The 24,539-nt window shown below is 70.8% G+C and carries 24 protein-coding genes; 13 read left to right on the top strand and 11 right to left on the bottom strand.

The window, feature by feature from the left end:
• Positions 1 to 27 precede the first annotated feature (27 nt).
• Both BM109_RS05340 and BM109_RS05335 read left to right on the top strand, forming a co-directional pair.
• Positions 28 to 999 (top strand): Bug family tripartite tricarboxylate transporter substrate binding protein, encoded by a 972-nt coding sequence (locus tag BM109_RS05340; RefSeq protein WP_093341110.1) that lies wholly within the window; start codon positions 28 to 30, stop codon positions 997 to 999.
• A 60-nt stretch (positions 1,000 to 1,059) separates the two neighbouring features.
• Entirely contained in the window at positions 1,060 to 1,992 is a 933-nt protein-coding gene (locus BM109_RS05335; protein ID WP_093341108.1) for a LysR family transcriptional regulator, read from the top strand.
• Between the two features lie 78 nt (positions 1,993 to 2,070).
• On the opposite strand, the gene BM109_RS05330 is transcribed toward BM109_RS05335, so the two are convergent.
• The 3 genes from BM109_RS05330 to BM109_RS05320 form a co-directional block, all read right to left on the bottom strand.
• Entirely contained in the window at positions 2,071 to 2,472 is a 402-nt protein-coding gene (locus BM109_RS05330; RefSeq protein ID WP_093341107.1) for an HU family DNA-binding protein, read from the bottom strand.
• A gap of 130 nt (positions 2,473 to 2,602) precedes the next feature.
• Positions 2,603 to 3,799, bottom strand: coding sequence for an arabinose transporter (locus BM109_RS05325; RefSeq protein WP_093341105.1), 1,197 nt, complete (start codon positions 3,797 to 3,799; stop codon positions 2,603 to 2,605).
• A 134-nt stretch (positions 3,800 to 3,933) separates the two neighbouring features.
• Positions 3,934 to 4,599, bottom strand: coding sequence for an O-methyltransferase (locus BM109_RS05320; RefSeq protein ID WP_093341280.1), 666 nt, complete (start codon positions 4,597 to 4,599; stop codon positions 3,934 to 3,936).
• Between the two features lie 83 nt (positions 4,600 to 4,682).
• Between BM109_RS05320 and BM109_RS05315 the strand changes: the two genes are divergently transcribed.
• Entirely contained in the window at positions 4,683 to 5,315 is a 633-nt protein-coding gene (locus BM109_RS05315; RefSeq protein WP_093341104.1) for a TetR/AcrR family transcriptional regulator, read from the top strand.
• A 67-nt stretch (positions 5,316 to 5,382) separates the two neighbouring features.
• Here the strand turns inward: BM109_RS05315 and BM109_RS05310 are convergent, their stop codons facing one another.
• Both BM109_RS05310 and BM109_RS05305 read right to left on the bottom strand, forming a co-directional pair.
• A complete protein-coding gene (locus BM109_RS05310; RefSeq protein WP_093341103.1) occupies positions 5,383 to 6,720 on the bottom strand; it encodes an MFS family transporter in 1,338 nt (445 codons plus the stop codon).
• 143 nt (positions 6,721 to 6,863) lie between these two features.
• Positions 6,864 to 7,754: a LysR family transcriptional regulator gene (locus BM109_RS05305; RefSeq protein WP_093341101.1), complete on the bottom strand. Its 891-nt coding sequence runs from the start codon at positions 7,752 to 7,754 to the stop codon at positions 6,864 to 6,866.
• A gap of 133 nt (positions 7,755 to 7,887) precedes the next feature.
• Here BM109_RS05305 and BM109_RS05300 point away from each other — a divergent pair, with 133 nt between their 5' ends.
• Complete coding sequence (locus tag BM109_RS05300) at positions 7,888 to 9,042, top strand: branched-chain amino acid ABC transporter permease (RefSeq protein ID WP_256222358.1); 1,155 nt, start codon at positions 7,888 to 7,890, stop codon at positions 9,040 to 9,042.
• Between the two features lie 5 nt (positions 9,043 to 9,047).
• Here BM109_RS05300 and BM109_RS05295 read toward each other — a convergent pair whose 3' ends face one another.
• The 4 genes from BM109_RS05295 to BM109_RS05280 all read right to left on the bottom strand — a co-directional run bounded on the left by BM109_RS05295 (position 9,048) and on the right by BM109_RS05280 (position 13,686).
• The gene (locus BM109_RS05295; RefSeq protein WP_093341100.1) at positions 9,048 to 9,662 is read right to left on the bottom strand and encodes a response regulator transcription factor; all 615 of its coding nucleotides are present in this window, start codon (positions 9,660 to 9,662) and stop codon (positions 9,048 to 9,050) included.
• Complete coding sequence (locus BM109_RS05290; RefSeq protein ID WP_093341098.1) at positions 9,659 to 11,827, bottom strand: sensor histidine kinase; 2,169 nt, start codon at positions 11,825 to 11,827, stop codon at positions 9,659 to 9,661. The genes BM109_RS05295 and BM109_RS05290 overlap by 4 nt, the downstream gene beginning before the upstream one ends.
• An 84-nt stretch (positions 11,828 to 11,911) precedes the next feature.
• Positions 11,912 to 12,898 (bottom strand): tripartite tricarboxylate transporter substrate-binding protein, encoded by a 987-nt coding sequence (locus BM109_RS05285; RefSeq protein WP_093341097.1) that lies wholly within the window; start codon positions 12,896 to 12,898, stop codon positions 11,912 to 11,914.
• Between the two features lie 116 nt (positions 12,899 to 13,014).
• Positions 13,015 to 13,686 (bottom strand): TetR/AcrR family transcriptional regulator, encoded by a 672-nt coding sequence (locus BM109_RS05280; protein ID WP_093341095.1) that lies wholly within the window; start codon positions 13,684 to 13,686, stop codon positions 13,015 to 13,017.
• 110 nt (positions 13,687 to 13,796) lie between these two features.
• Between BM109_RS05280 and BM109_RS05275 the strand changes: the two genes are divergently transcribed.
• Entirely contained in the window at positions 13,797 to 14,381 is a 585-nt protein-coding gene (locus tag BM109_RS05275) for an SCO family protein (protein ID WP_218159350.1), read from the top strand.
• Positions 14,378 to 15,925 carry a linalool dehydratase/isomerase domain-containing protein gene (locus BM109_RS05270; RefSeq protein WP_177239246.1) on the top strand — a complete coding sequence of 516 codons (1,548 nt, stop codon included), beginning with the start codon at positions 14,378 to 14,380 and terminating at the stop codon, positions 15,923 to 15,925. Before BM109_RS05275 ends, BM109_RS05270 begins: the two co-directional genes overlap by 4 nt.
• A gap of 1 nt (position 15,926) precedes the next feature.
• On the opposite strand, the gene BM109_RS05265 is transcribed toward BM109_RS05270, so the two are convergent.
• Positions 15,927 to 16,607, bottom strand: a complete 681-nt coding sequence (locus BM109_RS05265) for a class II aldolase/adducin family protein (RefSeq protein ID WP_093341094.1) — start codon at positions 16,605 to 16,607, stop codon at positions 15,927 to 15,929.
• Between the two features lie 55 nt (positions 16,608 to 16,662).
• Positions 16,663 to 17,943 carry a 3-oxo-tetronate kinase gene (gene otnK / locus BM109_RS05260; RefSeq protein WP_093341092.1) on the bottom strand — a complete coding sequence of 427 codons (1,281 nt, stop codon included), beginning with the start codon at positions 17,941 to 17,943 and terminating at the stop codon, positions 16,663 to 16,665.
• 111 nt (positions 17,944 to 18,054) lie between these two features.
• On the opposite strand from otnK, the gene BM109_RS05255 reads away from it, so the two are divergent.
• The 7 genes from BM109_RS05255 (at position 18,055) to BM109_RS05225 (ending at position 24,526) form a co-directional block, all read left to right on the top strand.
• Positions 18,055 to 19,308 carry an aminotransferase class III-fold pyridoxal phosphate-dependent enzyme gene (locus BM109_RS05255; RefSeq protein WP_093341091.1) on the top strand — a complete coding sequence of 418 codons (1,254 nt, stop codon included), beginning with the start codon at positions 18,055 to 18,057 and terminating at the stop codon, positions 19,306 to 19,308.
• A gap of 47 nt (positions 19,309 to 19,355) precedes the next feature.
• Positions 19,356 to 20,498 carry an ABC transporter ATP-binding protein gene (locus BM109_RS05250; RefSeq protein ID WP_057591381.1) on the top strand — a complete coding sequence of 381 codons (1,143 nt, stop codon included), beginning with the start codon at positions 19,356 to 19,358 and terminating at the stop codon, positions 20,496 to 20,498.
• Complete coding sequence (locus BM109_RS05245) at positions 20,495 to 21,400, top strand: ABC transporter permease (protein ID WP_093341089.1); 906 nt, start codon at positions 20,495 to 20,497, stop codon at positions 21,398 to 21,400. The genes BM109_RS05250 and BM109_RS05245 overlap by 4 nt, the downstream gene beginning before the upstream one ends.
• Entirely contained in the window at positions 21,397 to 22,227 is an 831-nt protein-coding gene (locus BM109_RS05240; RefSeq protein WP_093341088.1) for an ABC transporter permease, read from the top strand. Before BM109_RS05245 ends, BM109_RS05240 begins: the two co-directional genes overlap by 4 nt.
• Before the next feature lie 46 nt (positions 22,228 to 22,273).
• Entirely contained in the window at positions 22,274 to 23,344 is a 1,071-nt protein-coding gene (locus BM109_RS05235; protein ID WP_093341086.1) for an extracellular solute-binding protein, read from the top strand.
• A gap of 97 nt (positions 23,345 to 23,441) precedes the next feature.
• The gene (locus BM109_RS05230) at positions 23,442 to 24,191 is read left to right on the top strand and encodes a GntR family transcriptional regulator (RefSeq protein WP_093341085.1); all 750 of its coding nucleotides are present in this window, start codon (positions 23,442 to 23,444) and stop codon (positions 24,189 to 24,191) included.
• Positions 24,188 to 24,526, top strand: coding sequence for a N,N-dimethylformamidase alpha subunit family protein (locus tag BM109_RS05225; protein ID WP_177239245.1), 339 nt, complete (start codon positions 24,188 to 24,190; stop codon positions 24,524 to 24,526). The genes BM109_RS05230 and BM109_RS05225 overlap by 4 nt, the downstream gene beginning before the upstream one ends.
• The last annotated feature ends 13 nt before the right edge of the window (positions 24,527 to 24,539 follow it).

The following is a 24,539-nucleotide window of genomic DNA, read 5'->3' as shown; positions in this document are numbered from 1 at the left end:
CGTCCACACACCACCAAGGAGACAGACATGCCATTCATCACGACGCGCCGCCTCGCGGCCCTGGCCATCGCCTGCGCGGCGCTCGGCGGCTTCGCGGCCCGCGCCGACTGGGCACCGCCCGGGCCGATACGCCTGGTCGTGCCCTATGCGCCCGGCGGCGGCACCGACGTGCTCGCGCGGCTGGTCGCCACGCAGATCCGCAGCACGCTGGGCCAGCCGCTGATCGTCGAGAACCGGCCCGGGGTCAACGGCATCCTGGGCGCCAACTACGTCTATGCCGCACCGGCCAACGGCACCACGCTGCTGTTCGCGGCGGCCGACTTCATCTCGGTCTCGCCGCACATCTACAAGAAGGCCGTGCGCTACGACCCCGACGGCTTCCAGCCGGTGGCACTGGTCGCGAAGATGGGCTTCGTGATGGCCGCGCGGCCCGCGAGCGAGACCAAGGACGTGGCCGACTTCGTGGCCCGCGCGCGCGCCAGGGAGGTCACCTATGCGCATTGGGGCCCGGGCAGCATGGCGCAGATGGGCATGGAGCTGCTGCGCTCGCGCGCCGAGGGCACGAAGGCGCTGCCCGTGCCCTATGCGGGCGCCGCGCCCGTGATGTCGGCCGTGATGGCCGGCGACGTCGAGTACGGCTTCGTGCCCACGCCGCTGGCGGTCGCGAGCCGCAGCAAGCTCAAGCTGTTCGCGCTCGGCTCGCCCGAGCGCTTCGCGGGTCTGCCCGACGTGCCGACGCTCAAGGAGCTCGGCTACGCGGTCGATGCCGACACCTGGTTCGGCATCCTCGCGCCGCCCGGCACGCCCGCTGCCGTGGTCGAGGCGCTGCAGGCGCAGGTCGAGAAGGTGGTGCGCGATCCGGCGGCACGCGCGCGCATGACCGACATCGGCTACACGCCCTCGAACATCGCGCCGCGCGACTTCGGCGCCTTCGTGAAGAGCGAGAACGCGCGCTGGGGCACGGTGGTGCGCGCCGCGCGCATCCAGGTGGAGGAATAGGTGCCACCGCGGCTGGTCCTGGTCAAGAATGGCGCCTCGATCCAAGGGCCGCGATCCGTCATGAAGCGAAAAATCCCCAGCACCGTCGCCTTGTCGCTGTTCGAGTCGGCCGCGCGCCACGAGAGCTTCGCGCGCGCCGCGGCCGAGATGTACCTGACCGAGAGCGCGGTGAGCCGGCAGATCGCCGTGCTCGAGGGCTTCCTCGGCGTGAAGCTGTTCAGCCGCGGCAAGAAGCAGGTGGTGCTGACCGACGCGGGCCGGCTCTATGCGCGCAACATCCGCGGCAACCTCGACGAGATCGAGCTGCACACCAAGTCGCTGATGCAGCACAAGGGCGCGGGCGGCGTGCTCGAGCTCGCCGTGATCCCGACCTTCGCGAGCCGCTGGCTGCTGCCGCGGCTGCACGACTTCCTGCGCAAGAACCCGGGCATCACCGTCAACCTGTCGGAGCGCGCCGAACCCTTCGCGTTCCGCGGCACCAACCTCGATGCCGCGCTGCACTTCGACGACCCGGTGTGGGACGCGGTCGAGAAGGTGCACCTGTTCGAGGAGGAGGTGGTGCCGGTGCTGAGCCCGGCCCACTTCGACCTCTCGAAACTGAAGAAGCCCGCCGGCCTGATCGCGCTGCCGCTGCTGCACAAGCGCGTGCGGCCCGAGGCCTGGCAGCGCTGGTTCGAGGCCGCGGGCTCGACGCAGCCGGTGCCGCCGCCGGCGATGCGCTTTGAGCTCTATGCGATGGTGATCGATGCCGCGCGCGCGGGCCTGGGCGTGGGGCTGGTGCCGCGCTTCTACGTGCAGGAGGACGTGGCGCGCGGCACGCTGGCCGTGCCCTTCGACATCAGCCTCAAGCACGAGAAGCGTTATTGCCTCGTGTACCCCGAGCACAAGCGCGATTCGCAGGCGGTGCAGCTGTTCAGCGAGTGGGTGGTGGAGGCGGCGGCCGAATTCAGCACGGGCGCGCAGGCGGTGCGGCGGCCGAGGAAGCGCGCCTGAGTCGGCCGCCCCAAAAGAAAACGGCCCCGCGGGGCCGTCTTCATCGCGTGCATGCGGCCTGCGAGAGGCCGCGGTGCATCACTTCTTCTTCGCGGCCACGGCCTTCTTGGCAGGGGCGGCAGCAGCCTTCTTCGCGACCGGCTTGGCAGCGGGCTTCGCAGCCGACTTGGCGGCGGGCTTGGCGTCGGCCTTGCGCTTGGCGGCCTTCGGGTCCACGGCGGCCTTGAAGGCGGCGCCCGGCACGAACTTCGGCACCTTCTGGGCGGCGATCTTGATCTTGGTGCCGACGCTCGGGTTGAAACCGGTGCGGGCTGCGCGAGCAACTTGCTTGAAGGTGCCGAAGCCGACGATCTGGACGGGGTCGCCCTTCTTCACGGCGGCGACGATGGAGCTGGTGACCGTTTCCACGATGCGCGCGGCTTCTGCCTTGCTGACGTTGTGGGTGGTGGCGATTTTCTCAACGAGTTCGATGCGGTTCAACTGAGTTCCTGATAGGTTTGATTCGTCATGTTGCCTATGACGGCGCAGCCTCGGATGCAGGCTGCAAGCGGCGTGGAGTGTATTCGAACGCGAGAGAGGGCCTGCGGTGCGAAGGGAGAGTGGGGCTTTCTCATGCACGCGCGACGCTGCGCAGCCGCAGTGCGATCAGCAGGCCGGCGAGCGCCGCGCCCGCGCCGATGAGGAACACGCCGCCATAGCCCGCGCGGTCCGCGAGCAGCCCGGCCACGGGGCCGGTGAGCCCGTAGGCCAGGTCCTGGAAGGCCGAGAAGCCGCCGAGCGCGGTGCCGCGCAGTTGCGGTGCCACCAGCCGCACGACCTCGCGGCCCATGGCCGGAAAGATCATCGAGCAGCCGAGGCCGGTGAGGAAGGCACCCGCGAGCGCGGCGACGGGGCTCGGCGCCTGCCAGATCAGCGCCTGGCCGAAGGCCTCGACCGCCAGCGACACGATCGCCACCGGCAGCCCGCCGATGCGGTCGGGCAGGTGGCCGAACAAGATGCGCACCAGCACGAAGCCGCTGCCGAAGGCCGTGAGACCGAGGCCCGCATGCGACCAGTGCTGGCCGCGGAAGTGCAGCACGAAGAAGGCGCCGATGGCCGCGAAGCCGATGCCCTGCAGGCACACGATCAGCCCATGCGGCCAGATGATGCCGAGCACGCTGCGCAGCGAGGGCCGGCCCGCGCCCGGCTGCACCGCCACGCCCTCGAGCCGCCACACCGCCAGCAGCCCGATGCAGGGCAGCAGCGCGCTCGTGGCCATCGCACCGGCGAAGCCGAAGCGTTCGAGCAGCGCGAGGCCGACCGGACCACCGACCGCGAGCGCGCCGTAGATCGCGGCACCGACGAGCGCGAGCACCTGGCCCGAGCGCGCGGGACCGACGAGGCCGATGCCCCAGCCGATCACGCCGACGGCCACCAGGCTCTCGCCGAGGCCCAGCAGCAGGCGGCCCGCGACCAGCAGGCCGAAGCCGATCCACGGCGTGGGAATCCACAGGCCCGCGAGCCACGCGACCAGCGCGCCCGCGACATAGAAGGCCAGCCCGCGCACCACGGCGCGCTTGGGACCCTGGCGGTCCGACAGGCTGCCCGCGGTCGCGCGCGTGAGCACGGTGGCGAGGAAGGCGATGCCGACCGCGAGGCCGGCCCAGAAGTTGCCGAGGCCCAGCCGCGTCGTCACGTGGACCGGCACCACGGGCAGCGAGAGGCCGACGCAGAGGTAGGAGATGAAGAGCACCGCGGCGAGCAGCAGCAGGCGGCTCTGCGCGGAGCGGGACGGCGCGGGAATCGCCGGGGCGGAAGTGGAGGTCATGGGGGTGGTCCAGGTGGTTCCTCGGACGGCCGGTGCGAAAAGGAAAACGCACCCCGGCCGCGAGGATCGCGGGGGTGCGTTGCTTGACGTCAGACGCTTACGGCCAGCGGGACTGGCGGGGAAAAAAGGAAGGCTCAGCCGAGCCGCATCGAGAGCTCGACGTCGGACGCGAAGGGCACCGACAGGTAGCCGGCCGCGCTCGAGCGCACGCGTGCGAGGTACTCGGGGCTGTGGTCGGCGTTGTCGGCGATCACGAGCGCGCCGGGACGCAGGCGCGCCTCGACCAGTGCCAGCACCTCGGGATAGAGCGCCTTGGCGCCGTCGAGCAGCAGCAGGTCGATGCTGTCGGGCAGGTCGCTGGCCAGCGTGCGCAGCGCATCGCCTTCGCGGACCTCGACCAGGTCGGCGAGGCCGCCGGCCGCGAGGTTCTCGCGGGCGCGCGCCACCTTCGAGGCTTCGAACTCGGTGCTCAGCAGCCGGCCGCCGCCGTTGTCGCGCAGGGCCGCGGCCAGGTGCAGGGTGGAGATGCCGAAGGAGGTGCCGAACTCGACGATGCTGCGCGCGCCGTTGCCGCGCGCGAGCATGTAGAGCAGCGTGCCGGTCTCGCGCGAGACGGCGAGCGGGAAGTCCTTCAGGCGGGCATAGAAATCGAGGTACTCGGTGCGGCTTTGCATCAGGCGCGCGAGCTCGTCGCTCGACAGGCCGGCAACGGCGGCGCTGGTGCGCGGCGAGGAGGCATCGGCCTCGGCGAACAGGCGCTCCAGCAGGGGCGCGAGCGGTGCGGTGGTCAGGGTGTTCATGGTGTTCTTCAAGAGTCGGACGGTGTGCGTCGATAATATGAAGGAAGCTTCAGATTTTCCATTCGCGTTCCGAAAGCCACGCCATGCCTACCCGCCGCAACGCCCCGCTCTCCTCTAGAAGACAGCCCCAGCAGGCCCGTTCGAGCGACCTCGTCGCGGCGATCCTCGAAGCCGCCCTTCAGGTTCTGGCCAAGGAGGGCGTGCACCGCTTCACCACCACGCGCGTGGCCGAGCGCGCGGGCGTGAGCGTGGGCTCGGTCTACCAGTACTTTCCGAACAAGGCCTCGATCCTGTTCCGGCTGCAGAGCGACGAATGGCGCCAGACCACCGAGCTGCTGTGCGGCATCCTCGAGGACGTGCAGACGCCGCCGCTCGATCGCCTGCGCCGGCTGGTCCATGCCTTCGTGCGCTCGGAGTGCGAGGAGGCCGGCATGCGCACCGCCTTGCACGACGCGGCGCCGTTCTACCGCGACGCGCCCGAGGCGCAGACCGCGCGCGCCGCGGGCGAGCGCGCGATGCAGGCTTTCCTGCGCGAGGCGCTGCCCGGCTTGTCGAAGGCGCGGCGCGCGCTGGCGGGCGACCTGGTCACCACCACCTTCGGCGCGGTCGGCAAGCAGTTCTCGGAAACGCCGCGCACCGAGGCGCAGATCAAGGCCTATTCCGAGGCGCTGGCCGACATGCTGTGCGCCTACCTGCGCAGCCTCGGCGCGGAGTAATCGGGCCTCAAAAAAAAGAGTCCCGGCGCGGACCCCGCGGCGGGACTCTTCTCGGTGCGCGAGCGCCCTACTTGTCGTGATGCAGGTAGGTGGCCTGGCGCGGCAGCAGCAGGCTGACCAGGAAGGCCACGCCCATCATCGCCGTCACGTACCAGTAGAAGTAGGACTCGTGGCCGATCGACTTCAGGCCCAGCGCCACGTACTCGGCGCTGCCGCCGAAGATGGCGTTGCCCACCGCGTACGACAGGCCCACGCCGAGCGCGCGCACCTCGGGCGGGAACATCTCGGCCTTCACGATGCCGCTGATCGAGGTGTAGAAGCTCACCACCGCCAGCGCGATGGTGATCAGCACGCCGGCCATCAGCGGGCTGGCGACGTTCTGCAGGCTGCTGAGCACCGGCACCGTCATCAGCATGCCGAGCGCGCCGAACAGCAGCATGTTGCTGCGCCGGCCGATGCGGTCCGACAGCGCACCGAACAGCGGCTGCATGCACATGTAGATGAACAGGCAGGCGGTCATCACGTTGCTGGCGGTCTTGATCGACATGCCGGCCGAGTTCACCAGGTACTTCTGCATGTAGGTGGTGAAGGTGTAGAAGATCAGCGAGCCGCCGGCCGTGTAGCCCAGCACCACGAAGAAGGCGCGCTTGTGGTGGCGGAACAGCTCGCCCATGGTGCCGGCGCCCTTGGCGGCGCGGGTCTTGGTGCTGGCGGTCTCGGTCAGCGTGCGGCGCAGCAGCAGCGCCACGATGGCCGCCACGGCGCCCAGCACGAAGGGAATGCGCCAGCCCCAGGCCTTGAGCTCGGCCTCGTCGAGCACCTGCTGCAGCACCACCACGACCACCACCGCGAGCAGCTGGCCGCCGATCAGCGTGACGTACTGGAACGAGGAGAAGAAGCCGCGCTGGCCGCGCATCGCCACTTCGCTCATGTAGGTGGCGGTGGTGCCGTACTCGCCGCCGACCGACAGGCCCTGCAGCAGCCGCGCGAGCAGCAGCAGCGCGGGCGCGGCGGCGCCGATCTGCGCGTAGGTCGGCAGGCAGGCGATCACCAGCGAGCCCACGCACATCATCACGACCGAGGTCACCATCGAGGTCTTGCGGCCCTTGCGGTCGGCGATGCGGCCGAACAGCCAGCCGCCGATCGGGCGCATCAGGAAGCCGGCCGCGAACACGCCGGCGGTGTTGAGCAGCTGCACCGTGGGGTCGGACTTGGGGAAGAAGGCCGGCGCGAAATAGATCGCGCAGAAGGCGTAGACGTAGAAGTCGAACCACTCCACCAGGTTGCCCGAGGAGGCGGCGAAGATGGCGAAGATGCGCTTGCGCTTCTCCTCGAAGGTGTAGGGCGTGGTGTCGGCCGGCGAGGCGCCGGCGGGGGCGCCGCCGGTGCGGGCGAGGGTGTTCATGGCGTGTCCTTGTCTCGGGTCGCGGCCGCGGGAGGTGTCCCGGCGGCCTGAATCGGTGCCCAGGGAGTCTGTCGCGGCGGCCGCGCGCCGTCGTCCGTAGCCCACCGTCGCCCGGCTACGTAGCGGTACGCAAGGGTAAATACCTAGTCGACCGCCAGGTGCCGGCACAGGTGGTCGACGAAGACGCGCACCTTGGGCGACAGGTGCCGGCTCGAGGGCCAGAGCGCCTTGAAGCGGCCGCCCGCACTGAGCTGCGGCTCGAGCACGCTCACGAGCCGGCCGTCGGCCAGCAGCTCGCGCGCCAGGAAGTCGGGCATGCAGGCGATGCCCAGCCCGCGCAGGGTGGCGCCGAGCACCGCCTCCATGTTGTTGCAGGCCAGCACGGTGCGAAGCCGGATCTCGGCATCGGCGGTGCCCTGCAGCATCGGCCATTCGAGCAGCTTGCCCGAGTTGGGATGGCGAAAGCGCACGGTGGCATGCCGCTCGAGCTCGCGCACCGCGCGCGGCGTGCCGTGCCGCGCGAGGTAGGCCGGCGATGCGCACAAGAGCAGCCGGAACGGGTTCAGCGGCCGCGACACCAGCCGGGAGTCGGGCAGGTCGCCGCTGCGGATCGCGATGTCGATGCCCTCGTCGACCAAGTCCACCGTGCGGTCGGTGAAGTGGATGTCGAGCTCGACCTCGGGATACTGCGCGACGAAGTCCGGAAGCACCGGCAGCAGGAAGTGATAGCCGACGATCGGCGCGCTGATCCGCAGCTTGCCGCGCGGCACTTCCTGCACCTGCGACAGCATGGCCTGCGCGTCGTCGAGCTCGTCGAGGATGCGGCGGCAGCGCTCGTGGAACAGCCGGCCTTCCTCGGTCAGCTGGATGCGCCGCGTGCTGCGCTGCAGGAGGCGCACGCCCACCTGCTGCTCGAGCCGGGCCACGCCCTTGCCGACCGCGGAGGCCGACAGCGCCAGCGCGCGCCCGGCGGCGACGAAGCTGCCGAGCTCGGCCGCCTTCACGAAGGCCAGCAGGCCGCTGAGCTTGTCCATCGGGATCTCCCTGCGCGATTGCGGCGTTCCATTCCGTTTCGAGCGGACATGCGGCCTCTTTCCTGGCGATTCGCGCCAGTCTAACGTCGGCCTGCACGGGCCTCGCCGAGGCTCGGCGCGTGGAACACGAACCGTGAAGAACACCCAGGAAGCCGTCGCCATGCAGAACCCCGACCCGCCGACGGCACGCCGCGGCATCGGCCGGCTGCGCCTCGATCCCGAGGGCCGGGGCACCCGCCGGGCCTTGCTCGTGGGGCTGCTGCTGTTGCCCCTGCTGCTGCAGCCGATGGGCACGCACTGGGTGCGCATCGCCGACACCTGCCTGCTGTACGTGATGCTGGCGCTGGGCGCGAACGTGGTGATGGGCCACGCGGGCCTGCTCGACCTCGGCTACGTGGCCTTCTATGCCTGCGGTGCCTACCTGTTCGCGCTGCTGGCATCGCCGCACCTGAGCGAGCACTTCGCGTGGATCGCCGCGGCCTTCCCGCTGGGCCTGCATGCGCCGTGGTGGATCGTGGTGCCGCTGAGCGCGATGCTCGCGGCGCTGCTGGGCACGCTGTTCGGCGCGCCGACGCTGAAGCTGCGCGGCGACTACCTGGCCATCGTGACGCTGGGCTTCGGCGAGATCGTCCGGCTGCTGATCGCGAACCTGAGCCACCCGATCAACATCACCAATGGCGCCAAGGGCATGGGGCCGAACGACTCGATCCGCGTCTTCGGCCTGGACCTGGGCCAGCCGCTGAACTTGGGCGGCGTGCAGATCGCCTCGGTCACCCTCTACTACTACCTGTTCCTGGCGCTGGTTCTGCTCACCGTGACGATCTGCCATCGGCTGCAGCATTCGCGGATCGGCCGGGCCTGGATGGCCATCCGCGACGACGAGGCCGTGGCCCAGGCGATGGGGATCGACTGCCGCAACCTGAAGCTGCTGGCCTTCGGCATCGGTGCGAGCTTCGGCGGCGTGGCCGGCGCGATGTTCGGTGCCTTCCAGGGCTTCGTCTCGCCCGAGGCCTTCGGCCTGCAGGAGTCGGTGCTGATCGTCGCGATGGTGGTCTTCGGCGGCATCGGGCACATCCCGGGCGTGATCCTCGGCGCGCTGCTGCTCACGGCGCTGCCGGAAGTGCTGCGCTACGTGGCCGGCCCGCTGCAGTCCATGACCGACGGCCGGCTCGATGCGGGCATCCTGCGGCCGCTGCTGATCTCGCTGGCCATGATCGCCACCATGCTGGTGCGGCCGCACGGGCTGTGGCCCGCCCCCGCGCAGGGGAAGTCGCTGCGCGGACGCTGAGGGCGCTACAGCCCGTGCTCGCGCAGGAAGCGGTCGAGCTGATGGCTGTTGGCCAGCCGCAGCTTGGCGAACACGTGGGCCCGGTGGGTCTCCACGGTGCGCTGCTCGAGCGGCGCGAGCTCGAGCGCGATCTGCTTGTTCGGCTTGCCTTCGGCCACCAGCCGCGCCACCTGCATCTCGCGCGGCGTGAGCTTGTCCCACAGCGCCTGCGCGGCCTGCCGCGCCTGGCGCTTCGCGGCGATCTCGCCGGCGCGCTGCAGGGCGCGCGCGATGCTGTCGAGCAGCTGCTCGTCGTTGCAGGGCTTCTCGAGCCAGCCGAAGGCGCCGTTCTGCACCGCCTCCACCGCCATCGGGATGTCGCCATGGCCCGAGAGGAACAGCACCACCAGCGGGCTGTCCTGCGCGCGCAGCGCGTCGAACACCTGCAGCCCGCTCATGCCGTCCATGCGCAGGTCGAGGATGGCGCAGCCCGCGCGCTGCAGGTCGGCGCCGGCCAGGAAGTCCTCGCCCGAGGCGAAGGTCTGCACCGCATAGCCGCGCGAGAGCAGCAGCAGGCCGAGCGAGCGGCGCACGGCCTCGTCGTCGTCGACCACGCAGAGGTTGTTGGCGGATGCATTCATGGGGAGGGGATCTCCAGCACGAGGGTGAATACCGTGCCACCGCCGGGACGGTGGTCGAACACCAGCCGGCCGCGGTGCGCCTCGACGATGGTGCGGCAGATGTTGAGGCCGAGCCCGAGGCCGCCGGGCTTGGTGGTGAAGAAGGGCGCGAACACCTGCTCGGCGAGCGCGTCGTCGATGCCCGTGCCGCGGTCGAGCACGCGGATCTCCATGCGGCCCTCGACCACCTCGGCCTCGAGCTCGACCACGCGCCGTTCGACCGGCGTGGCCTGCATCGCCTGCAGGCTGTTGGACAGCAGGTTCAGCAGCACCTGCTCGAGCAGCACGCGGTCGCCGCGCACCGGCGGCAGCGTGGCCGGGATGCGCACCTCGGCGCGCGACTGGCGCTGGCGCATCTCGCCCTGCAGCAGCGCCAGTGCATTGGCGGCCAGCGCGGCCACCGCGCAGTCTTCCGTGCCCGCGGTGCGCTGGCGCACGAAGCCGCGGATGCGCCGCACGATCTCGGCGCTGCGCCGCGCCTGCGCCATGGTCTCGTCGAGGCTGCTGGCCAGCAACGCCTGGTTGCCCTGCTCGGCGAAGGCCTTGGCCGCGCCCGCGAAGCTGCTCAGCGCCATCAGCGGCTGGTTGAGCTCGTGCGCCAGCGTGGAGGCCATCTCGCCCAGGCTCGCGAGCCGCTGCGCATGCTGCAGCTGCTCGTCGTTCTGGCGCTGGCGCAGCTCGGCGCGCTTCTGCTCGGTGATGTCGACCACCGAGCTCATCCAGCCCGCGTGGCCGCCGTCGGCATCGATCAGCGGCGCGGTGTAGACCATGGTGATGACCTCGCGGCCGTCGCAATGGCGCAGCCGCGATTCGAAGCCCGACAGCGCGGGCTGGCCGCTCATCATGGCGTCGTAGTGGTGCCAGTGGCGCGGCACCTCGTCGGGATGCCAGTAGGGGTAGGGCGGCAGCTTGCCGAGCAGCTCGTCGGCGCCATAGCCGGTCATCTCGCAGAAGGCCGGGTTGACGTAGGTGATGCGGCCCTCGAGGTCGCGCGCGCGCATGCCGACCAGCAGCGAGTCCTCCATCGCCTTGCGGAAGGCGTGGGCCTCGTCGAGCTCGTGGGTGCGCTCGCGCACGCGCAGCTCGAGCTCGCGCCGCGCATCGCGCTGCTCGGCGAAGCGGCGCTCGCGCAGCCGCCAGTAGAGGCCGCCGAGCAGCAGCACGCCGGCACCCAGCAGGCCCAGCATCCAGGTGCGTTCGCGCGCGCGCGTGACCTCGGCGTGGTCGACCATCACCGTGAGGGTCCAGCCCAGGTCGGGCAGCGGCTCGTCGATCGCGAGGAAGCTGCGCGGCTTGCCGCCGAGCGCGGTGCGCACCAGGTAGCCGGGCTCGCCGTCGCCGCGCTGCGTCTTCCAGGGCAGCGCGGGGAAGCTGGCGCGCGCGCCGTACTGCTGGTCGCGCCGCAGCCGTTCGAGCTGCACCGCGTCGAGCGGGCGCGTGGCCTGGTACATCCACGCGGGCACCGAGCTCAGGAACACGATGCCGCGCGCGTCGGTCAACAGGATCGGGTCGCGCACGAAGGTCCAGGCCTCCTGCAGCGCGCGCAGGCTGACCTTGACCGTCACCACGCCGATCACCGCGCCCGCGTCCGAGCGCACCGGCGCCGAGATGAACAGGCCCGGTTCGCCGGTGGTCTGGCCCACGCCGTAGAACAGGCCGCTGCGGCCCGCGCGCGCATCGATGAAGTAGGGCCGGTTGGCATAGGACTCGCCGACGAAGCTCTGCGGCGTGGCCCAGTTGCTGGCCGCGAGCGTGAGGCCCTGCGGGTCGATCAGGTAGAGCGCGTCGGAACCGGCCTGCCGGTTCACCTCCTCGATGTAGAGGTTGGCTCGCTGCTTCACGGCCGCGTCGTCGGGGTGCGCGAGCGCGGCCAGCACCTCGGGATGCAGCCCTGCGGTGAACGGCAGGTAGCTGTACTTGCCGGCCGAGTCGCGCAGGCCCAGCACGTGCACTTCCATCGCGCGGCGGATCGAGTCGGCCTGGAAGCTGGCCTCGCGCGCGGCCGCCCATTGGCCGGCAGCGCCGATCAGCAGCGCCGCGAGTGCGAGCAGGCCGGCGCCGAGCAGCAGCGCGCGCCGGCGGCGGCGCGCGCGGGGATCGTGGGAAGAAGGCGAGGAAGGCGGCATGGACAGGCGGGCCGACCGGCGCGGCGCAGGGGATTCTGCCCTGATCGCCGCCGCGGCCCGCGCGCATGCGCCACGCCGTGGCCGCTACTGCAGCTTGTAGTCGAGCGTCTTCACGAGCCGGCCGTAGGCGGCGCGCCCGCTCTCCACGCGCAGGCCGAGCGCCTCGGGCGTGCTGGTGGCCGCGGTCACGCCGAGGCTGGCGATCCTCTGCGCGAAGGCCGGCGCATTCACCACCTTGGCGATGGCCGCGTTGTACTGGCGCAGCAGCGCGGCGGGCGTGCCGGCCGGTGCGAACACGGCCGTGAACATCATCTCCTCGAGGCCCGAGATGCCGGCCTCGGCATAGGTCGGCACCTCGGGCAGCCGCGCGATCCGCTCGGGCCCGTTGACCGCGAGCAGGCGCAGCTTGCCGCTCTCGACGTAGGGCAGGATCGCGCCCACGCCGCCGATGCCCGCGGGCACCTGGCCGGCCACGAGGTCCTGCACCAGCGGGCCGTCGCCGCGGTAGGGCACGGCCGTCATCGGCGTCGAGAGCGCGCGCCCCAGCACGCCGACCGCGAACTCGGGCCCGCTGCCGGGCGCGGGCACGCCCACGCTGTTCTGGTCGGCATGAGCCTGGGCCCAGGCCGCGAAGCCGCGGATGTCGGTCACGCCCGTGCCGACCACGGCGGGATTGACCGCGAACACGTCGGGGTTCGAAGTCACGAGGCCGACCGGCGCGAAGTCCTTCGCGACATCGAAGCCCGGATTCGCCATCGTCACCGGCACGATGGACACCGTGTGCCCGTTCGAGAGGAACAGCGTGTGGCCATCGGGCCGCGCGGCCTTGAGCGCCTGCGCCGCGATCTGGCCGCCCGCGCCCGCGCGGTTCTCGACCACCACCGGCCGCGCCAGCTCGGTCTGCAGCCCGGCCGCGAGCTGGCGCGCGATCAGGTCGGTGGAGCCGCCGGCCGGGAAGCCGACCAGGATGCGCAGCGGCGTGGTGTCGGCGAGCGTGAGCGTGCAGCTCGCCATGACCGACGCGGCGACGAGGAGGCGCGCGGCGAGGGCGCGAAGGGAGGCGGGCTTCATGGCGTGCGGGGCGAAGGGGCCGAGTGGAGGGTGGCCGGATTGTTCGGCGCACGCCGCGCGGGCTCAACCGCAAGGACGCCGGATTTGGGCACCGATCGTTCGGCGCCCCGTGCCGTTCAACGCGCGCGCGCCGCGCCCTTGGCCGCCCACTGCGCGAGCATCGCCTCGACCAGCTGCGACACCATCGCGCGCGTGTCCGACCAGGCCATGGTGCGCGTCATGCACGGAAAGGCGATGGTGCCGAACACCGAGGCCAGCAGCGTGTCGGCCGCGAGCCGCGAGGACAGCGGCGGGCGCGGCAGCGTGGCGAAGAAGGCATCGACCGTGTCGTAGTAGAGCTGCAGGCTGTCGACCACCGCGCGCGAGCGGCCGAAGGGCCGGCCCTCGCTGTCCAGCGGCGGCGGCTCGCGCAGGCTGGGCGCGGGGAAGATCTCGAGGAACTCCTCCATGTGCGCGAGCCAGTGGTCGGTGGTGGCCATGAACAGCTTGTGCACGCGCCGCGCGGGATCGCGCGTGCGCGCGATGGCCTGGCGCAGGTGCTCGGTGGCGCTGTCCATGTCGCGGCCGCGGATGTGGAAGAACAGGTCCTGCTGGTCGTGGAAGTACTGGTAGATGCTGCCCGGCGCATAGCCGGCCTCGGCCGCCACGCGGCGCAGCGATACGCCGGCCGCGCCCTCGGCCGCGAGCAGCCGCCGGCCCGCGGCGATGAAGTCCTCGCGCACCAGCGCCTTGTCTTCCTGGCTGCGCGCGCGGCGGCGCAGGTCGTGCTTCGGGTCGCGCAAGGGCATGGAGCGTGGGGCCGGCGAGGGGAGTGGGGGGCGATGGGACGGCCGAAGTATAGGTGGCGCTGCGGGAAAACCCGGGCTATAAATGAACGCGTTCAAATAAGAATGCGCCCATGTCCTTCCTCTCCACCTTCGCCGATGCCGCGCCCGCGCCCTGCTGTTGCGGCGGCGCCGCTGCCGCCGCGCCGGCTCCGATGCCCGCGCCGATCGATGGCGCCTTCTCGCTGGTCGACCACTTCGGCACGCCGGTCGACCAACGCAGCTATGGCGATCGCCACCTGCTGGTGTTCTTCGGCTTCTCACACTGCGCGGTGGTCTGCCCGCGCGAGCTCGCCAAGCTCGGCGCGGCGCTGCGGGCACTGGGCCCGCTGGCCGCGCGCGTGCAGCCGCTCTACGTGAGCGTCGATCCTGCGCGCGACACGCCCGCGGTGCTGCGCGCCTGCGTGGCGCGCCATCCGGGCGGCTTCGTCGGCCTCACGGGCAGCGAGGCGCAGGTCGAGGCCGCGAAGAAGAGCTTTCGCGTGTTCGCGCGCCGCGTGCCCGACGCGGCGGCGCCCGGCGGCTACGTGGTGCCGCACACCGCGCTGGCCTACTTCATGGCGCCGGGCGGCCGCTACCTAGCGCACTTCGCCGAATCGCTCGATGCGCCCGCGGTGGCGGCGCGCATGACCGAGCTGATGCAGGGAGACACGCCATGAACAGCCCCGAAGCCTCGACGCCGCTGAGCGACCGGCAGGCCGGCCACTTGCGCCATTTCGCCAACCTCTCGCGCCAGCCGGTCAACGACTGGTCGGGCATGCAGGGCCGCGGCACCGGCCAGGACGACTTCGGCGGCTACCGCTTCCAGCTCGCCTACATGGCCTATGCGATCGCGCTCGCGCACCGCCACCGGCTGCCGGCGGCGCCCGGCGCCTTCCGACCGGTGTTCGAGCGGCTGATCGCCAAGATGCTGCTGCCCGAGGTCTGGATGTACTGGGCGCGCGTGAGCCGCGGCGGCAGCGTGTTCAACATGCACCGCTCGCACGACTACGAGGAGGACTGGAACCCGGTCGGGCGCGACAACATCATGTACAGCGCCTACGTGCAGTCGATGGCGCTGCTGCACCACTACCTGTTCGACGACGACCGCTATGCGCAGCCCGGCGCGCTGACCTTCAGCTACTGGTCCTTCTTCTGGGGCGGCAAGGAGCGCCGCTTCGAATACGACCAGCGCAGCCTCAACCAGCACGTCTACTGGCAGATGGTCGAGAGCGGCTACCTCGGCGTGGCCTGCGAGCCCAACTGCGTGTTCCAGATCTGCAACCAGCCCGCGATCCTGGGCTTTCGCATGCACGACCTGGTGCATGGCGGCGCGATGGCGGCCGAGGTCACGACGGCCTACCAGCAGGCCTGGGAGCGCTTCGGCCGGCTCGGCGCCAACGGCCACTACCTCACGATGATGGCGCAGGACACGCAGGCGCTGCGCGACAACGCCGGCCCCTCGCCCTGGGTCGATGCCTGGTGCGGCATGTTGATGAACATGTGGAACCGCGACTTCGTGCATGCGCACTATCCAGCGCAGCTCGCGGGCTGGCTGCTGCGCGGCGAGGACGGCGCCTGCTCGGTGCGTTCGGCCGAACGGCCGCCGGTGATGGGCCAGCAGGTGGTCAACGACGAATCCGATTTCGGCTGGGCCGCGGCCTGGGCCTCGGAGATGGGCGACGCGGCCACGCTCGAGGGCTTCATGCGCCATGCCGATCGCCACATGGCGCCGAGCTGGCGCGAGGGCGGCTTCCACTTCCCGCGCAATGACCAGCTCGAGGACGCACAGGGCCATCGCACGCTGGTCGAGCCGATGACCGGCAACGTGCTGCTGGGCTACGCGAGCCTCAACGTGCCCGACGGGCTCTGGCGCCTCTACAACCAGCCCTGGCCCGAGCACCACCATCGCCAGCCCGCGCTGGTGCGCGTGGACGACGCGGTCGATGTGCTGCAGGCGGTGTTCGACACCGAGGCGCGCGTGCTGCGCTTCGCGCTGCGCCGCTGCGAGGGCGCGCGCGGCGGCGTCGAGGTCGAGATCGGGCGGCTGGCATCGCGCGGTGCCTGGACCCTGTGGTGCGATGGCGCCGAGGTCGCGCGCGGCGAGGCGGACCGCATCGAAGGCGGCGCGGCCCTGGCGCTGCGCGCGACGCCCGAGGGCTTCGCGCTGCGCTGCCCCGAGGGTGCGACCGCGGCCTTCGTGCTGGCGTTCGGCGCCGGCTGACTCAGCCGCGCGTGGGCAGCCGCGACTTGCCGTAGCCGCGGTAGCGCTGGCGCACCGTCTCCATCTCCTGCGCGTCGAGGATCACGGGCGCGCCGATCTGCGCGCTCATCCAGTACTGGCGCGCCAGGGTCTCGAGCTTGGCGGCGTTCGCCACCGCCTTCTCGACCGTGGCCGCGTGGCAGATCATCCCGTGGTTCGCGAGCAGGCAGGCGTTGCGGTTCTCGAGCGCATCGACCGCCGATTGCGCGAGCGCATCGGTGCCGAAGGTGGCGTATTGCGCGCAGGGAATGTCGTCGCCGCCGAAACCCGCGAGCATGTAGTGGAAGGCCGGGATCGGCCGCCGATGCGCCGACAGCGCGACGCAGGCATCCGAATGCGTGTGGACCACGGCCTCGGCCTGCGGGTAGCGGCGGTAGATGGCGGTGTGCATCGCCCATTCGCTCGAGGGGATGCCGGCGCCGCGGGTCTCGCCGTCGAGCGTGATCGACACCAGCGCCTGCGGGTCGATGGTGTCGGCGTCGGCACCCGTGGGGCTGATCAGCGCGCCGCCGTCGAAGCGGCAGCTGATGTTGCCCGCGCTGCCGTTGTTGAGGCCGAGCTGCGCGAGCCGGCGATAGCCCGCGGCCAGGGCCTGGCGCAGGGCGTCTTCGGACAGCGGGATGGGGGTGGAGGTCGTGGTCATGGGCGGTTCCTTGCGCGTGTCGGCGCGGTGAAGCGAAGGTGGGACGTTCGGTTCTTCAGCGGGCCGCGTCGCGCATGCTCTGCAGCATGGGCAGCAGCATGTCGACCGGCCCCAGCTTGCCCGACTTGAGGCACAGCGCGAGCGGCGCGGCGCCGAGGGTCACCGCGCGCGCGATGCCGGGGCCGGCATAGGGGCCGACCTGCAGCCGGTCGATGGCCAGGTGCTCGAGCACCGAGCCCGAGGTCTCACCGCCCGAGATCACGAAGCGCTTGACGCCCGCGTCGCGCAGCCGCACCGCGAGCCGGCCGAGGATGTCCTCGGCCAGGGCCGCGGCCTCGTGCCGGCCAATGCGCGCCTGCACGCGCTCGATCACCGGCGCATGCGCCGAGGTCGCGATCGCGACTGGGCCCTGCGGCAGCGCCGCGAGCGCCCAGTCCAGCGCTTCGCCGATCACGTCGGCGCCGTCGATCGCGCGTTCGACGTCGATCCAGTGCACCGGCCGTTCGCGCTCGAAGGCGCGCAGCTGTTCGATTGAGCGGTCGGCGCAGCTGCCGGCCAGCACCACGCCCGGGCCCTCGACCGCCGGCAGGCGCGGCGCGCGGTCGCCCGCTGCCAGCCAGCCATGCTCGCGCCACAGCGCGGGGTAGTAGGCGCCGATCGAGGAGTTGCCGGTCATCAGCGGCCAGTCCCAGGTCAGGCCGGCAAGGGCGCGCAGGTCCTCGGGCTCGGCCGCGTCGGCGATCGCGAAGCCGGTGCCTTCGGCCTCGAGCGCGGCCACGTGCGCGCGCATCGCCTCGAGGCCCGCGTGCACCACCTGCTGCGGGATCAGGCCGACCTTGGTCGCGGTCTGCCGCTGCAGCGTGCGCACGAGGTTGGGGTCGAGCATCGGCGTCAGCGGATCGAAGCGCTTGGGCGACTCCGAGATCAGCATCTGGTCGGCGAACAGATGGCCCTGGAACACGCGGCGGCCGGCCTCGGGGAACGAGGGGCAGAAGGCGGTGAGCTTCGCGCCCGTGAGTTCGCGCAGCAGGTCGGCGCAGGGGCCGATGTTGCCGTCGTCGGTGGAGTCGAAGGTGGCGCAGTACTTGAAGAAGAGCTGGCGCGCGCCGCGCTGCAGCAGCGCGCGCGCACCGGCCTCGAAGGCCGCGACCGCATCGGCCGCCGGCACCACGCGCGTCTTGCGCGCGATCACCACCGCGTCGAGTTCGTCGCCGAGTTCGGCCAGGGCTTCGGGCCGCGTCACGAAGCCGCAGCGCACGCCGTGCGCCACCAGCATCGCGGCCAGTTCCATGCCGCCGGTCAGGTCATCGGCGAGGGCGCCGAACAGTAATGCCATGGGTGTCTCCGATCGTTCTCGTGCGAGGGCGGATGCCGGGTTTGTGAGCTATTGCGCTACAGTAAATATGATATATCATGCCTCAAAACTAACGCAACGAAGGGTTCCCGAATGTCGTCCGCCGCCTCGCAGAACAGGCCGAACCAGCACGATCTCCAGCTCCGGCAACGCGCCGCCAAGGTCGTGCCCGGCGGCATGACGGGGCATCTGAATGCGGCCTCGCTGCCCGCGGGCTATCCGCAGTTCTTCGAGCGCGGCCAGGGCTGCCGTGTCTGGGACGTCGACGGCAACGAATACATCGACTTCATGTGCAGCTGGGGGCCGAACCTGCTGGGCCATCACCATCCGGTGGTCGATGAGGCGGCCCGCAAGCAGCAGGCGCTGGGCGACTGCCTCGACGGTCCCACGGCGCGCTTCGTCGAGCTGGCCGAACGTTTCGTCGCGCGCAGCGCCCATGCCGACTGGGTGCTGTTCCAGAAGAACGGCACCGATGCCACCACCGTCTGCCTGATGGTGGCGCGCGCGGCCACGGGCAAGCGCAAGGTGCTGGTCGCGACCAAGGCCTATCACGGCGCCGATCCCTGGTGCACGCCGATCCCGCAGGGCATCACGCCCGAGGACCGCGCGCACCTGATCCACTACACGTACAACGACATCACGAGCCTCGAGGCTGCCGTTGCTCAGGCAGGCACGGACCTCGCCGCCATCGTCTGCGCGGCCTTCAAGCACGACCTGGGCATCGACCAGGAACTGCCCACGCCCGAGTTCGCGCGCCGTGCCCGCGAACTCTGCGACCAGGCCGGCGCCGCGCTGATCCTCGACGAGGTGCGCGCGGGCTTTCGCGTGCATGCGGGCGGCAGCTGGGAGACCGTGGGCGTGCGCCCCGACCTCAGCGCCTGGAGCAAGTCGATCGCCAACGGCTATGCGCTCGCGGCCGTGACCGGCGTCGATGCGCTGCGCGAAGCGGCCACGCGCATCTACACCACGGGCTCGTTCTGGTCGGGCGGCGTGGCGATGGCCGCGGGCCTGGCGACGATCGAAGTGGCCGATGCGCAGGACGTGGTGGGCCATGTGCAGGCCATGGGCCAGCGTTTCCGCGACGGCATCGCCGCGCAGTCCGCGAGCCATGGCGTGCCGGTGCGCCAGACGGGTCCGGCCGCGTTGCCGCTGATCCTGTTCGACGGAGACCCGGGCTTCGACAAGGGGGCCGTGTTCACGGTAGAGGCGCTGCGCCGTGGCGTCTACCTGCATCCCAAGCACAACATGTTCCTGTCGCTGGCACACACCGTGCAAGACATCGACATGGCCCTGCAGGCCACCGACGCGGCCTTCGCCGCCGTCGCAGCGCGCTTCGGCCGGCGCTGACGTCCCTATCTCACGCACTCTCGCACGCACCCAGAGGAATCCGCAGCATGGCATCCACGGCAACCCAACCGCCCGTTGCGGGCTCCGAACGCGTCGGCGGTGCCGGCATCGAGATCCGCGGCCTCGCCAAGCGCTTCGGCGCGGTGCGCGCGGTCGACGATGTGTCGCTGAGCGTGCAGCCCGGCGAATTCCTCGCGCTGCTCGGGCCCAGCGGCTCGGGCAAGACCTCGATCCTCATGAGCATCGCGGGCTTCGAGCTGCCCGATGCGGGCAGCATCGCCATCGACGGCCGCGACGTCACCTACCTGCCCGCGAGCCAGCGCAACCTCGGCATGGTGTTCCAGAAGTACACGCTGTTCCCGCACCTCTCGGTGCTCGACAACGTGGCCTTCGGCCTCAAGATGCGCGGCGTGGCGCGCGCCGAGCGGCATCGCCTGGCCGAGCAGGCGCTGGCCACGGTGCGGCTCGAGGGCTACGGCAAGCGCATGCCGGCGCAGCTCTCGGGCGGCCAGCAGCAGCGCGTGGCGCTGGCGCGCGCCATCGTCTACAAGCCGAAGGTGCTGCTGATGGACGAGCCGCTGAGCGCGCTCGACAAGAACCTGCGCGAGGAGATGCAGCTCGAGATCAAGCGGCTGCAGTCGCAGCTCGGCATCACGGTGGTCTTCGTCACGCACGACCAGGGCGAGGCGCTGACCATGGCCGACCGCGTGGCGATCCTCAACCAGGGCCGCATCCAGCAGCTCGACGCGCCCAAGGCGCTGTACGAGCGGCCGCGCACGCGCTTCGTCGCGGGCTTCATCGGCGAGACCAACTTCATGCCGGCCGAGATCGGCCCGCTGCGCACCCAGGGCGCGCTGGTGCAACTGCCCGGCGGCGCGAGCCCGCGCGAGGTGCGCACCGATGCGCTGGTGGGCCGCGTCGCCGCCGGCGGCCGTGCCGTGGCCGCGCTGCGCCCCGAGCAGATCGTGATCGGCAGCCCCGAGGATCCGGCCGCGCTGCGCGCCACCGTGAGCGGCGTGATCTACAGCGGCTCCACCGTGCTGTGCATCGCGCAGCTGTCCGACGGCACCGAGCTGCGCGCGCGGCTGCCCGACCCGAGCCGCGTCGCGCTCGCGGCCGGCGACCGCGTGGGCCTGCTGTGGCCCGCCGATGCGCTGCGCATCTATGGCGAAGAGGTGGCCGCGGCATGAGCACGGCGACCGTGCCCGCCATCGCGGCCGCGCCCTCGGCGTTCTCGCGCCTGTGGCTCGGCGGCCGGCAGCTCAGCGTGGCGGCCTCGGCCGTGCTGCTCGCGCCCTTCTTCGCGCTGCTGCTGCTGGTGTTCGTCTATCCGCTGCTGAGCCTGCTGTCGCTCAGCGTGCTCGAACCGCATCCCACGCTCGCGAACTACGCGCGCGTGTTCGACAACCCGGTCTACGTGCGCGTGATGCTGCGCACCGGCTGGATCAGCCTGCTGACCACCGTGCTCGCGCTGGTGCTGGGCTTTCCGATCGCCTACATGATGACGCGCGTGAAGGGCGCCGTGGCCGCTCTGCTCACGGCCTGCGTGCTGCTGCCGCTGTGGTCCAGCGTGCTGGTGCGCACGGCCGCGTGGATCGTGCTGCTGCGCCGCGACGGCATCGTCAACAACGCGCTGCAGTGGCTGGGCCTCACGGGCGAGCCCGTGAAGCTGCTCTACACCGAGGGTGCGGTGGTGCTCGCGATGGCGCACGTGCTGCTGCCCTTCCTGATCCTGCCGATCTACTCGGCGCTCAAGAACATTCCCGACGACTACATGCGCGCGGCCGCCATGCTCGGCGCCAACCGCCGGCGCGCCTTCTTCGAGGTGCTGCTGCCGATGAGCCGCGCGGGCGTGTGGAGCGGCTGCCTGATGGTGTTCCTCTCGGCGCTGGGCTTCTTCGTCACGCCGGCGCTGGTCGGCAGCCCGCAGGAGCTGATGATCGCCACGCTGGTCTCGCAGCAGGTGCGCGAGATGCTCGACTGGCCCTTCGCGGCCGCGCTGATCGGCGTGCTGATGGTGGTGGTGGCCACGCTCACCATGGTCTTCAACAAGGCCGTGAGCTTCAACCGGCTGATCGGGGGCGGCGCATGAGCAAGAACGAGAACACCGTGCGCCACCGGGCGCCCTTCGACTTCGGCGCCTTCTCGCTGCGCGCCTACGTCTGGCTGGTGGTGCTGTTCATCATGGTGCCCACGCTGATCATCGTGCCGATGTCCTTCAGCCCGGCCGACTTCCTCGAGTTCCCGCCCAGCGGCTTCACGCTGCACTGGTACCAGGAGTTCTTCGGCGATCCGCAGTGGCAGAAGGCGGCGCTGCTGAGCCTGCAGGTGGCCGCGCTCACCATGGTGTGCTCGGTGGTCATCGGCACCATGGTGTCGTACGCCATCGTGCGCGGCACCGAGCGCTTCCGCTCGGCCACGCAGCTGATGGTGATCGGCCCGGTGATCGCGCCGCACATCGCGGTGGCGGTGGCCTGCTACCTGTTCTACCAGCGCCTGGGCGTGGTCGGTTCGCTGGCCGGCTTCGTGGCGGCGCACACGGTGCTGGCGCTGCCCTTCGTGGTGTTCACGGTCTCGGCCGCGCTGTCGCGCGTCGACCCCGACCTCGAGTCGGCCGCCATGAGCTGCGGCGCGAGCCGCGCGCGCGCCTTCTTCCACGTGACCTTGCCGCTGATCGTGCCGGGCCTGCTGAGCGGCGCGCTGTTCGCCTTCATCATTTCCTTCGACGAGCCCGTGGTCTCGTTCTTCGTCTCGAGCGTGCGCCAGCGCACCCTGCCGCGGCGCATGTTCGAGGACATCGAGCAGAACCTCACGCCCGTGATCCCGGCCATCGCCACGCTGCTCACGCTGCTGTCGATCGCGGTGCTGATCGCCGTGGCGCTGCTGCGCGTGCTCGAGCGCCGGCGCCGCGCCGAATGAGCGCACCCCCCGTTTTTTCCTGGTCCTCACTCACAAGGAGTTCGCGATGATGAAATGTCTGGCTCGAAGCAAGGGTGCCGCCCTCGCGCTGCTCGCCTGCGCGGCGTTCACCGGCGCCTCGGCGCAGGGGCTCGAGAAGGAACTGGTGATCGCCACCACCGGCGGCCTGATGGAGAAGACGCTGGTGCAGTACTTCTACACCCCGTTCTCCAAGGCCAAGGGCGTGGAGGTGGTGCCCGCCGCCATCGAGGTGCCCGACCAGTGGGCCAAGGTGCAGGCCATGTCGCGCAGCGGCGGCATGGAGTTCGACATCGTGACCGCCACCCCGCCCGACCTGGTGCAAAAGAAGGAACTGCTGCAGGCCATCGACTGCAGCAAGCTGCCCAACGTCACCGCCAACGGCGTGAAGGGCGCCTGCACCACCTACGGCGTGATGCGCACCGTGGGCGGCATGCAGATCGGCTACAGCACCGAGGCCTTCAAGGGCGCCAACGTGCCCAAGACCTGGGCCGACTTCTGGGACACGGCCAAGTTCCCCGGCCCGCGCGGCCTGCCCGACACCGGCGACCGCGAATGGTGGGTGCCGGTGGCGGCGCTGCTGGCCGACGGCGTCGCGCCCGACAAGCTGTTCCCGCTCGACCTCGACCGCGCCTACAAGAAGCTCGACAAGCTGCGTCCCAACGTCGCCGTCTGGTGGAAGAGCGGCGACCAGCTGCAGCAGATCATGCGCAACAAGGAGGTGGTCATGAGCATGGGCTACTCGGGCCGCCTGATCTCGCTGATGAACGCCAAGGTGCCGATCGCCGTGTCGTGGGACGGCGCCGTGCGCGACGTCGGCTACATGTCGATCCCCAAGGGCGCGCCGCACCCGAAGGCGGCCATGGCCTACCTCGACTTCTTCTATGCCTCGGCGCCCGAGCAGCACGTGAACTTCGTCAATGCCGTCAACTACGACACCGGCAACGGCAAGACCGCGAGCCTGTTCCCGCCCGAGCGCCGCGCCATGCTCGCCACCTCGGCCGAGAACTTCGACAAGCTGATCGTGGCCGACTACGAGTGGATCGGCAACAACCGCCAGATGCTGCGCGACCGCTGGATCGCCTGGCTGGGACGCTGATCCCGGTCGCGTGAGTGCCGCTCGCGGGGCCACGGCAGGGCCACAATACGCCGCCGCGCGATTCCCGGCACACACGCAATCAAGGAGAGAGAAGCCCATGGCAACCCCGGTCATCAACGTGGTCGAACGCACCAATCTGGCGAGCCAGATCTACGAGCACCTGCGCGAGCAGCTGATGTCGGCCACCTTCCAGCCGGGCCAGCGCCTGAAGATCCGCGAGCTGGCCAAGACCATGGGCACCAGCGAGACGCCGGTGCGCGAAGCCCTGATCCAGCTCGTGCGCGACCGCGCGCTCGAGATGAAGGAGGGCTACTTCATCCGCGTGCGCCAGCTCTCGCTGGCCGAGTACCTCGAGCTGCGCGACATCCGCCTCGCGCTCGAGCCGCTGGCGGCCGAGCGCGCGGTGCCGCTGCTCGACAACGCCACCATCAAGCAGCTCACCGAGAGCCACCGGCTGCTGGTGCGCGCGGAGAAGACCAAGGACTACCGCGCCGCGCTGCAGCACAACTTCGACTTCCACTTCGGCATCTACCGCCACTCGGGCATGCCGCAGCTCACCGAGCTGCTGGACCGCATCTGGGTGCAGGTGGGGCCGATGATGAACTTCCTCTATCCCCACGGCCATCCGACCTACGACGCCGAGCACCAGCACGTGAACGTGCTGCGCGGCCTGCAGCAGCGCGACACCGCGCTGGTGCGCCACGCCATCGAGCAGGACCTGATCGAGGGCGGCCGCGACTTCGTGCGCGTGCTCGGGGAGATCGATGCCAATCCCGCGCGCGCCGAAGAACTGCTCGCGCTGCGCAACCAGCCGCCACCGACCGGCAGAAAGCCTCCCACCCCATGATGGACCACACCAGCGACCCGAACGCGGCGCGCTACGTACTCGACCCCAAGCGCACCGACCTCGCGCGCGAATTCCGCGGCTGCATCCGCGGCCCGCACAGCGAGGAACTGAAGAAGCTCCTGCATCGCATGCGCTGGGGCGCCTTCCCCGGCCGCTATCTGCTGGTGATGGTCGAGCCGGGCCGCCGCTGGGCGCTGGCGCAGATGCCCGACGAGCGCGGCCAGAAGGTCAAGGTGTTCCACGACGTGGTGTTCGAGTCGCTCGACGACGCCGAGTGGCATGTGTTCGGCCTGCGCTGGAAGGCGCTGACCGGCACCGAGCTGAAGCTGGATTGAAGAAGAACACCGC

Origin of the sequence: Variovorax sp. PDC80, assembly GCF_900115375.1 — a bacterium.
In the GTDB taxonomy this organism is placed as follows: Bacteria; Pseudomonadota; Gammaproteobacteria; order Burkholderiales; family Burkholderiaceae_C; genus Variovorax.
This window is presented reverse-complemented; position numbering and strand designations above follow the sequence as displayed.

Excerpts from the sequence above, each read along its gene's own strand:
- BM109_RS05295 (WP_093341100.1), bottom strand. The coding sequence starts at position 9,662 with ATGAATGCATCCGCCAACAACCTCTGCGTGGTCGACGACGACGAGGCC.
- BM109_RS05315 (WP_093341104.1), top strand. The coding sequence starts at position 4,683 with ATGCCTACCCGCCGCAACGCCCCGCTCTCCTCTAGAAGACAGCCCCAG.
- BM109_RS05280 (WP_093341095.1), bottom strand. The coding sequence starts at position 13,686 with ATGCCCTTGCGCGACCCGAAGCACGACCTGCGCCGCCGCGCGCGCAGC.
- BM109_RS05335 (WP_093341108.1), top strand. The coding sequence starts at position 1,060 with ATGAAGCGAAAAATCCCCAGCACCGTCGCCTTGTCGCTGTTCGAGTCG.
- BM109_RS05305 (WP_093341101.1), bottom strand. The coding sequence starts at position 7,754 with ATGGACAAGCTCAGCGGCCTGCTGGCCTTCGTGAAGGCGGCCGAGCTC.
- BM109_RS05255 (WP_093341091.1), top strand. The coding sequence starts at position 18,055 with ATGTCGTCCGCCGCCTCGCAGAACAGGCCGAACCAGCACGATCTCCAG.
- BM109_RS05310 (WP_093341103.1), bottom strand. The coding sequence starts at position 6,720 with ATGAACACCCTCGCCCGCACCGGCGGCGCCCCCGCCGGCGCCTCGCCG.
- BM109_RS05320 (WP_093341280.1), bottom strand. The coding sequence starts at position 4,599 with ATGAACACCCTGACCACCGCACCGCTCGCGCCCCTGCTGGAGCGCCTG.
- BM109_RS05225 (WP_177239245.1), top strand. The coding sequence starts at position 24,188 with ATGATGGACCACACCAGCGACCCGAACGCGGCGCGCTACGTACTCGAC.
- BM109_RS05285 (WP_093341097.1), bottom strand. The coding sequence starts at position 12,898 with ATGAAGCCCGCCTCCCTTCGCGCCCTCGCCGCGCGCCTCCTCGTCGCC.
- BM109_RS05270 (WP_177239246.1), top strand. The coding sequence starts at position 14,378 with ATGAACAGCCCCGAAGCCTCGACGCCGCTGAGCGACCGGCAGGCCGGC.
- BM109_RS05250 (WP_057591381.1), top strand. The coding sequence starts at position 19,356 with ATGGCATCCACGGCAACCCAACCGCCCGTTGCGGGCTCCGAACGCGTC.
- BM109_RS05235 (WP_093341086.1), top strand. The coding sequence starts at position 22,274 with ATGATGAAATGTCTGGCTCGAAGCAAGGGTGCCGCCCTCGCGCTGCTC.
- BM109_RS05290 (WP_093341098.1), bottom strand. The coding sequence starts at position 11,827 with ATGCCGCCTTCCTCGCCTTCTTCCCACGATCCCCGCGCGCGCCGCCGC.
- otnK (WP_093341092.1), bottom strand. The coding sequence starts at position 17,943 with ATGGCATTACTGTTCGGCGCCCTCGCCGATGACCTGACCGGCGGCATG.
- BM109_RS05325 (WP_093341105.1), bottom strand. The coding sequence starts at position 3,799 with ATGACCTCCACTTCCGCCCCGGCGATTCCCGCGCCGTCCCGCTCCGCG.
- BM109_RS05265 (WP_093341094.1), bottom strand. The coding sequence starts at position 16,607 with ATGACCACGACCTCCACCCCCATCCCGCTGTCCGAAGACGCCCTGCGC.
- BM109_RS05340 (WP_093341110.1), top strand. The coding sequence starts at position 28 with ATGCCATTCATCACGACGCGCCGCCTCGCGGCCCTGGCCATCGCCTGC.
- BM109_RS05245 (WP_093341089.1), top strand. The coding sequence starts at position 20,495 with ATGAGCACGGCGACCGTGCCCGCCATCGCGGCCGCGCCCTCGGCGTTC.
- BM109_RS05240 (WP_093341088.1), top strand. The coding sequence starts at position 21,397 with ATGAGCAAGAACGAGAACACCGTGCGCCACCGGGCGCCCTTCGACTTC.
- BM109_RS05230 (WP_093341085.1), top strand. The coding sequence starts at position 23,442 with ATGGCAACCCCGGTCATCAACGTGGTCGAACGCACCAATCTGGCGAGC.
- BM109_RS05275 (WP_218159350.1), top strand. The coding sequence starts at position 13,797 with ATGTCCTTCCTCTCCACCTTCGCCGATGCCGCGCCCGCGCCCTGCTGT.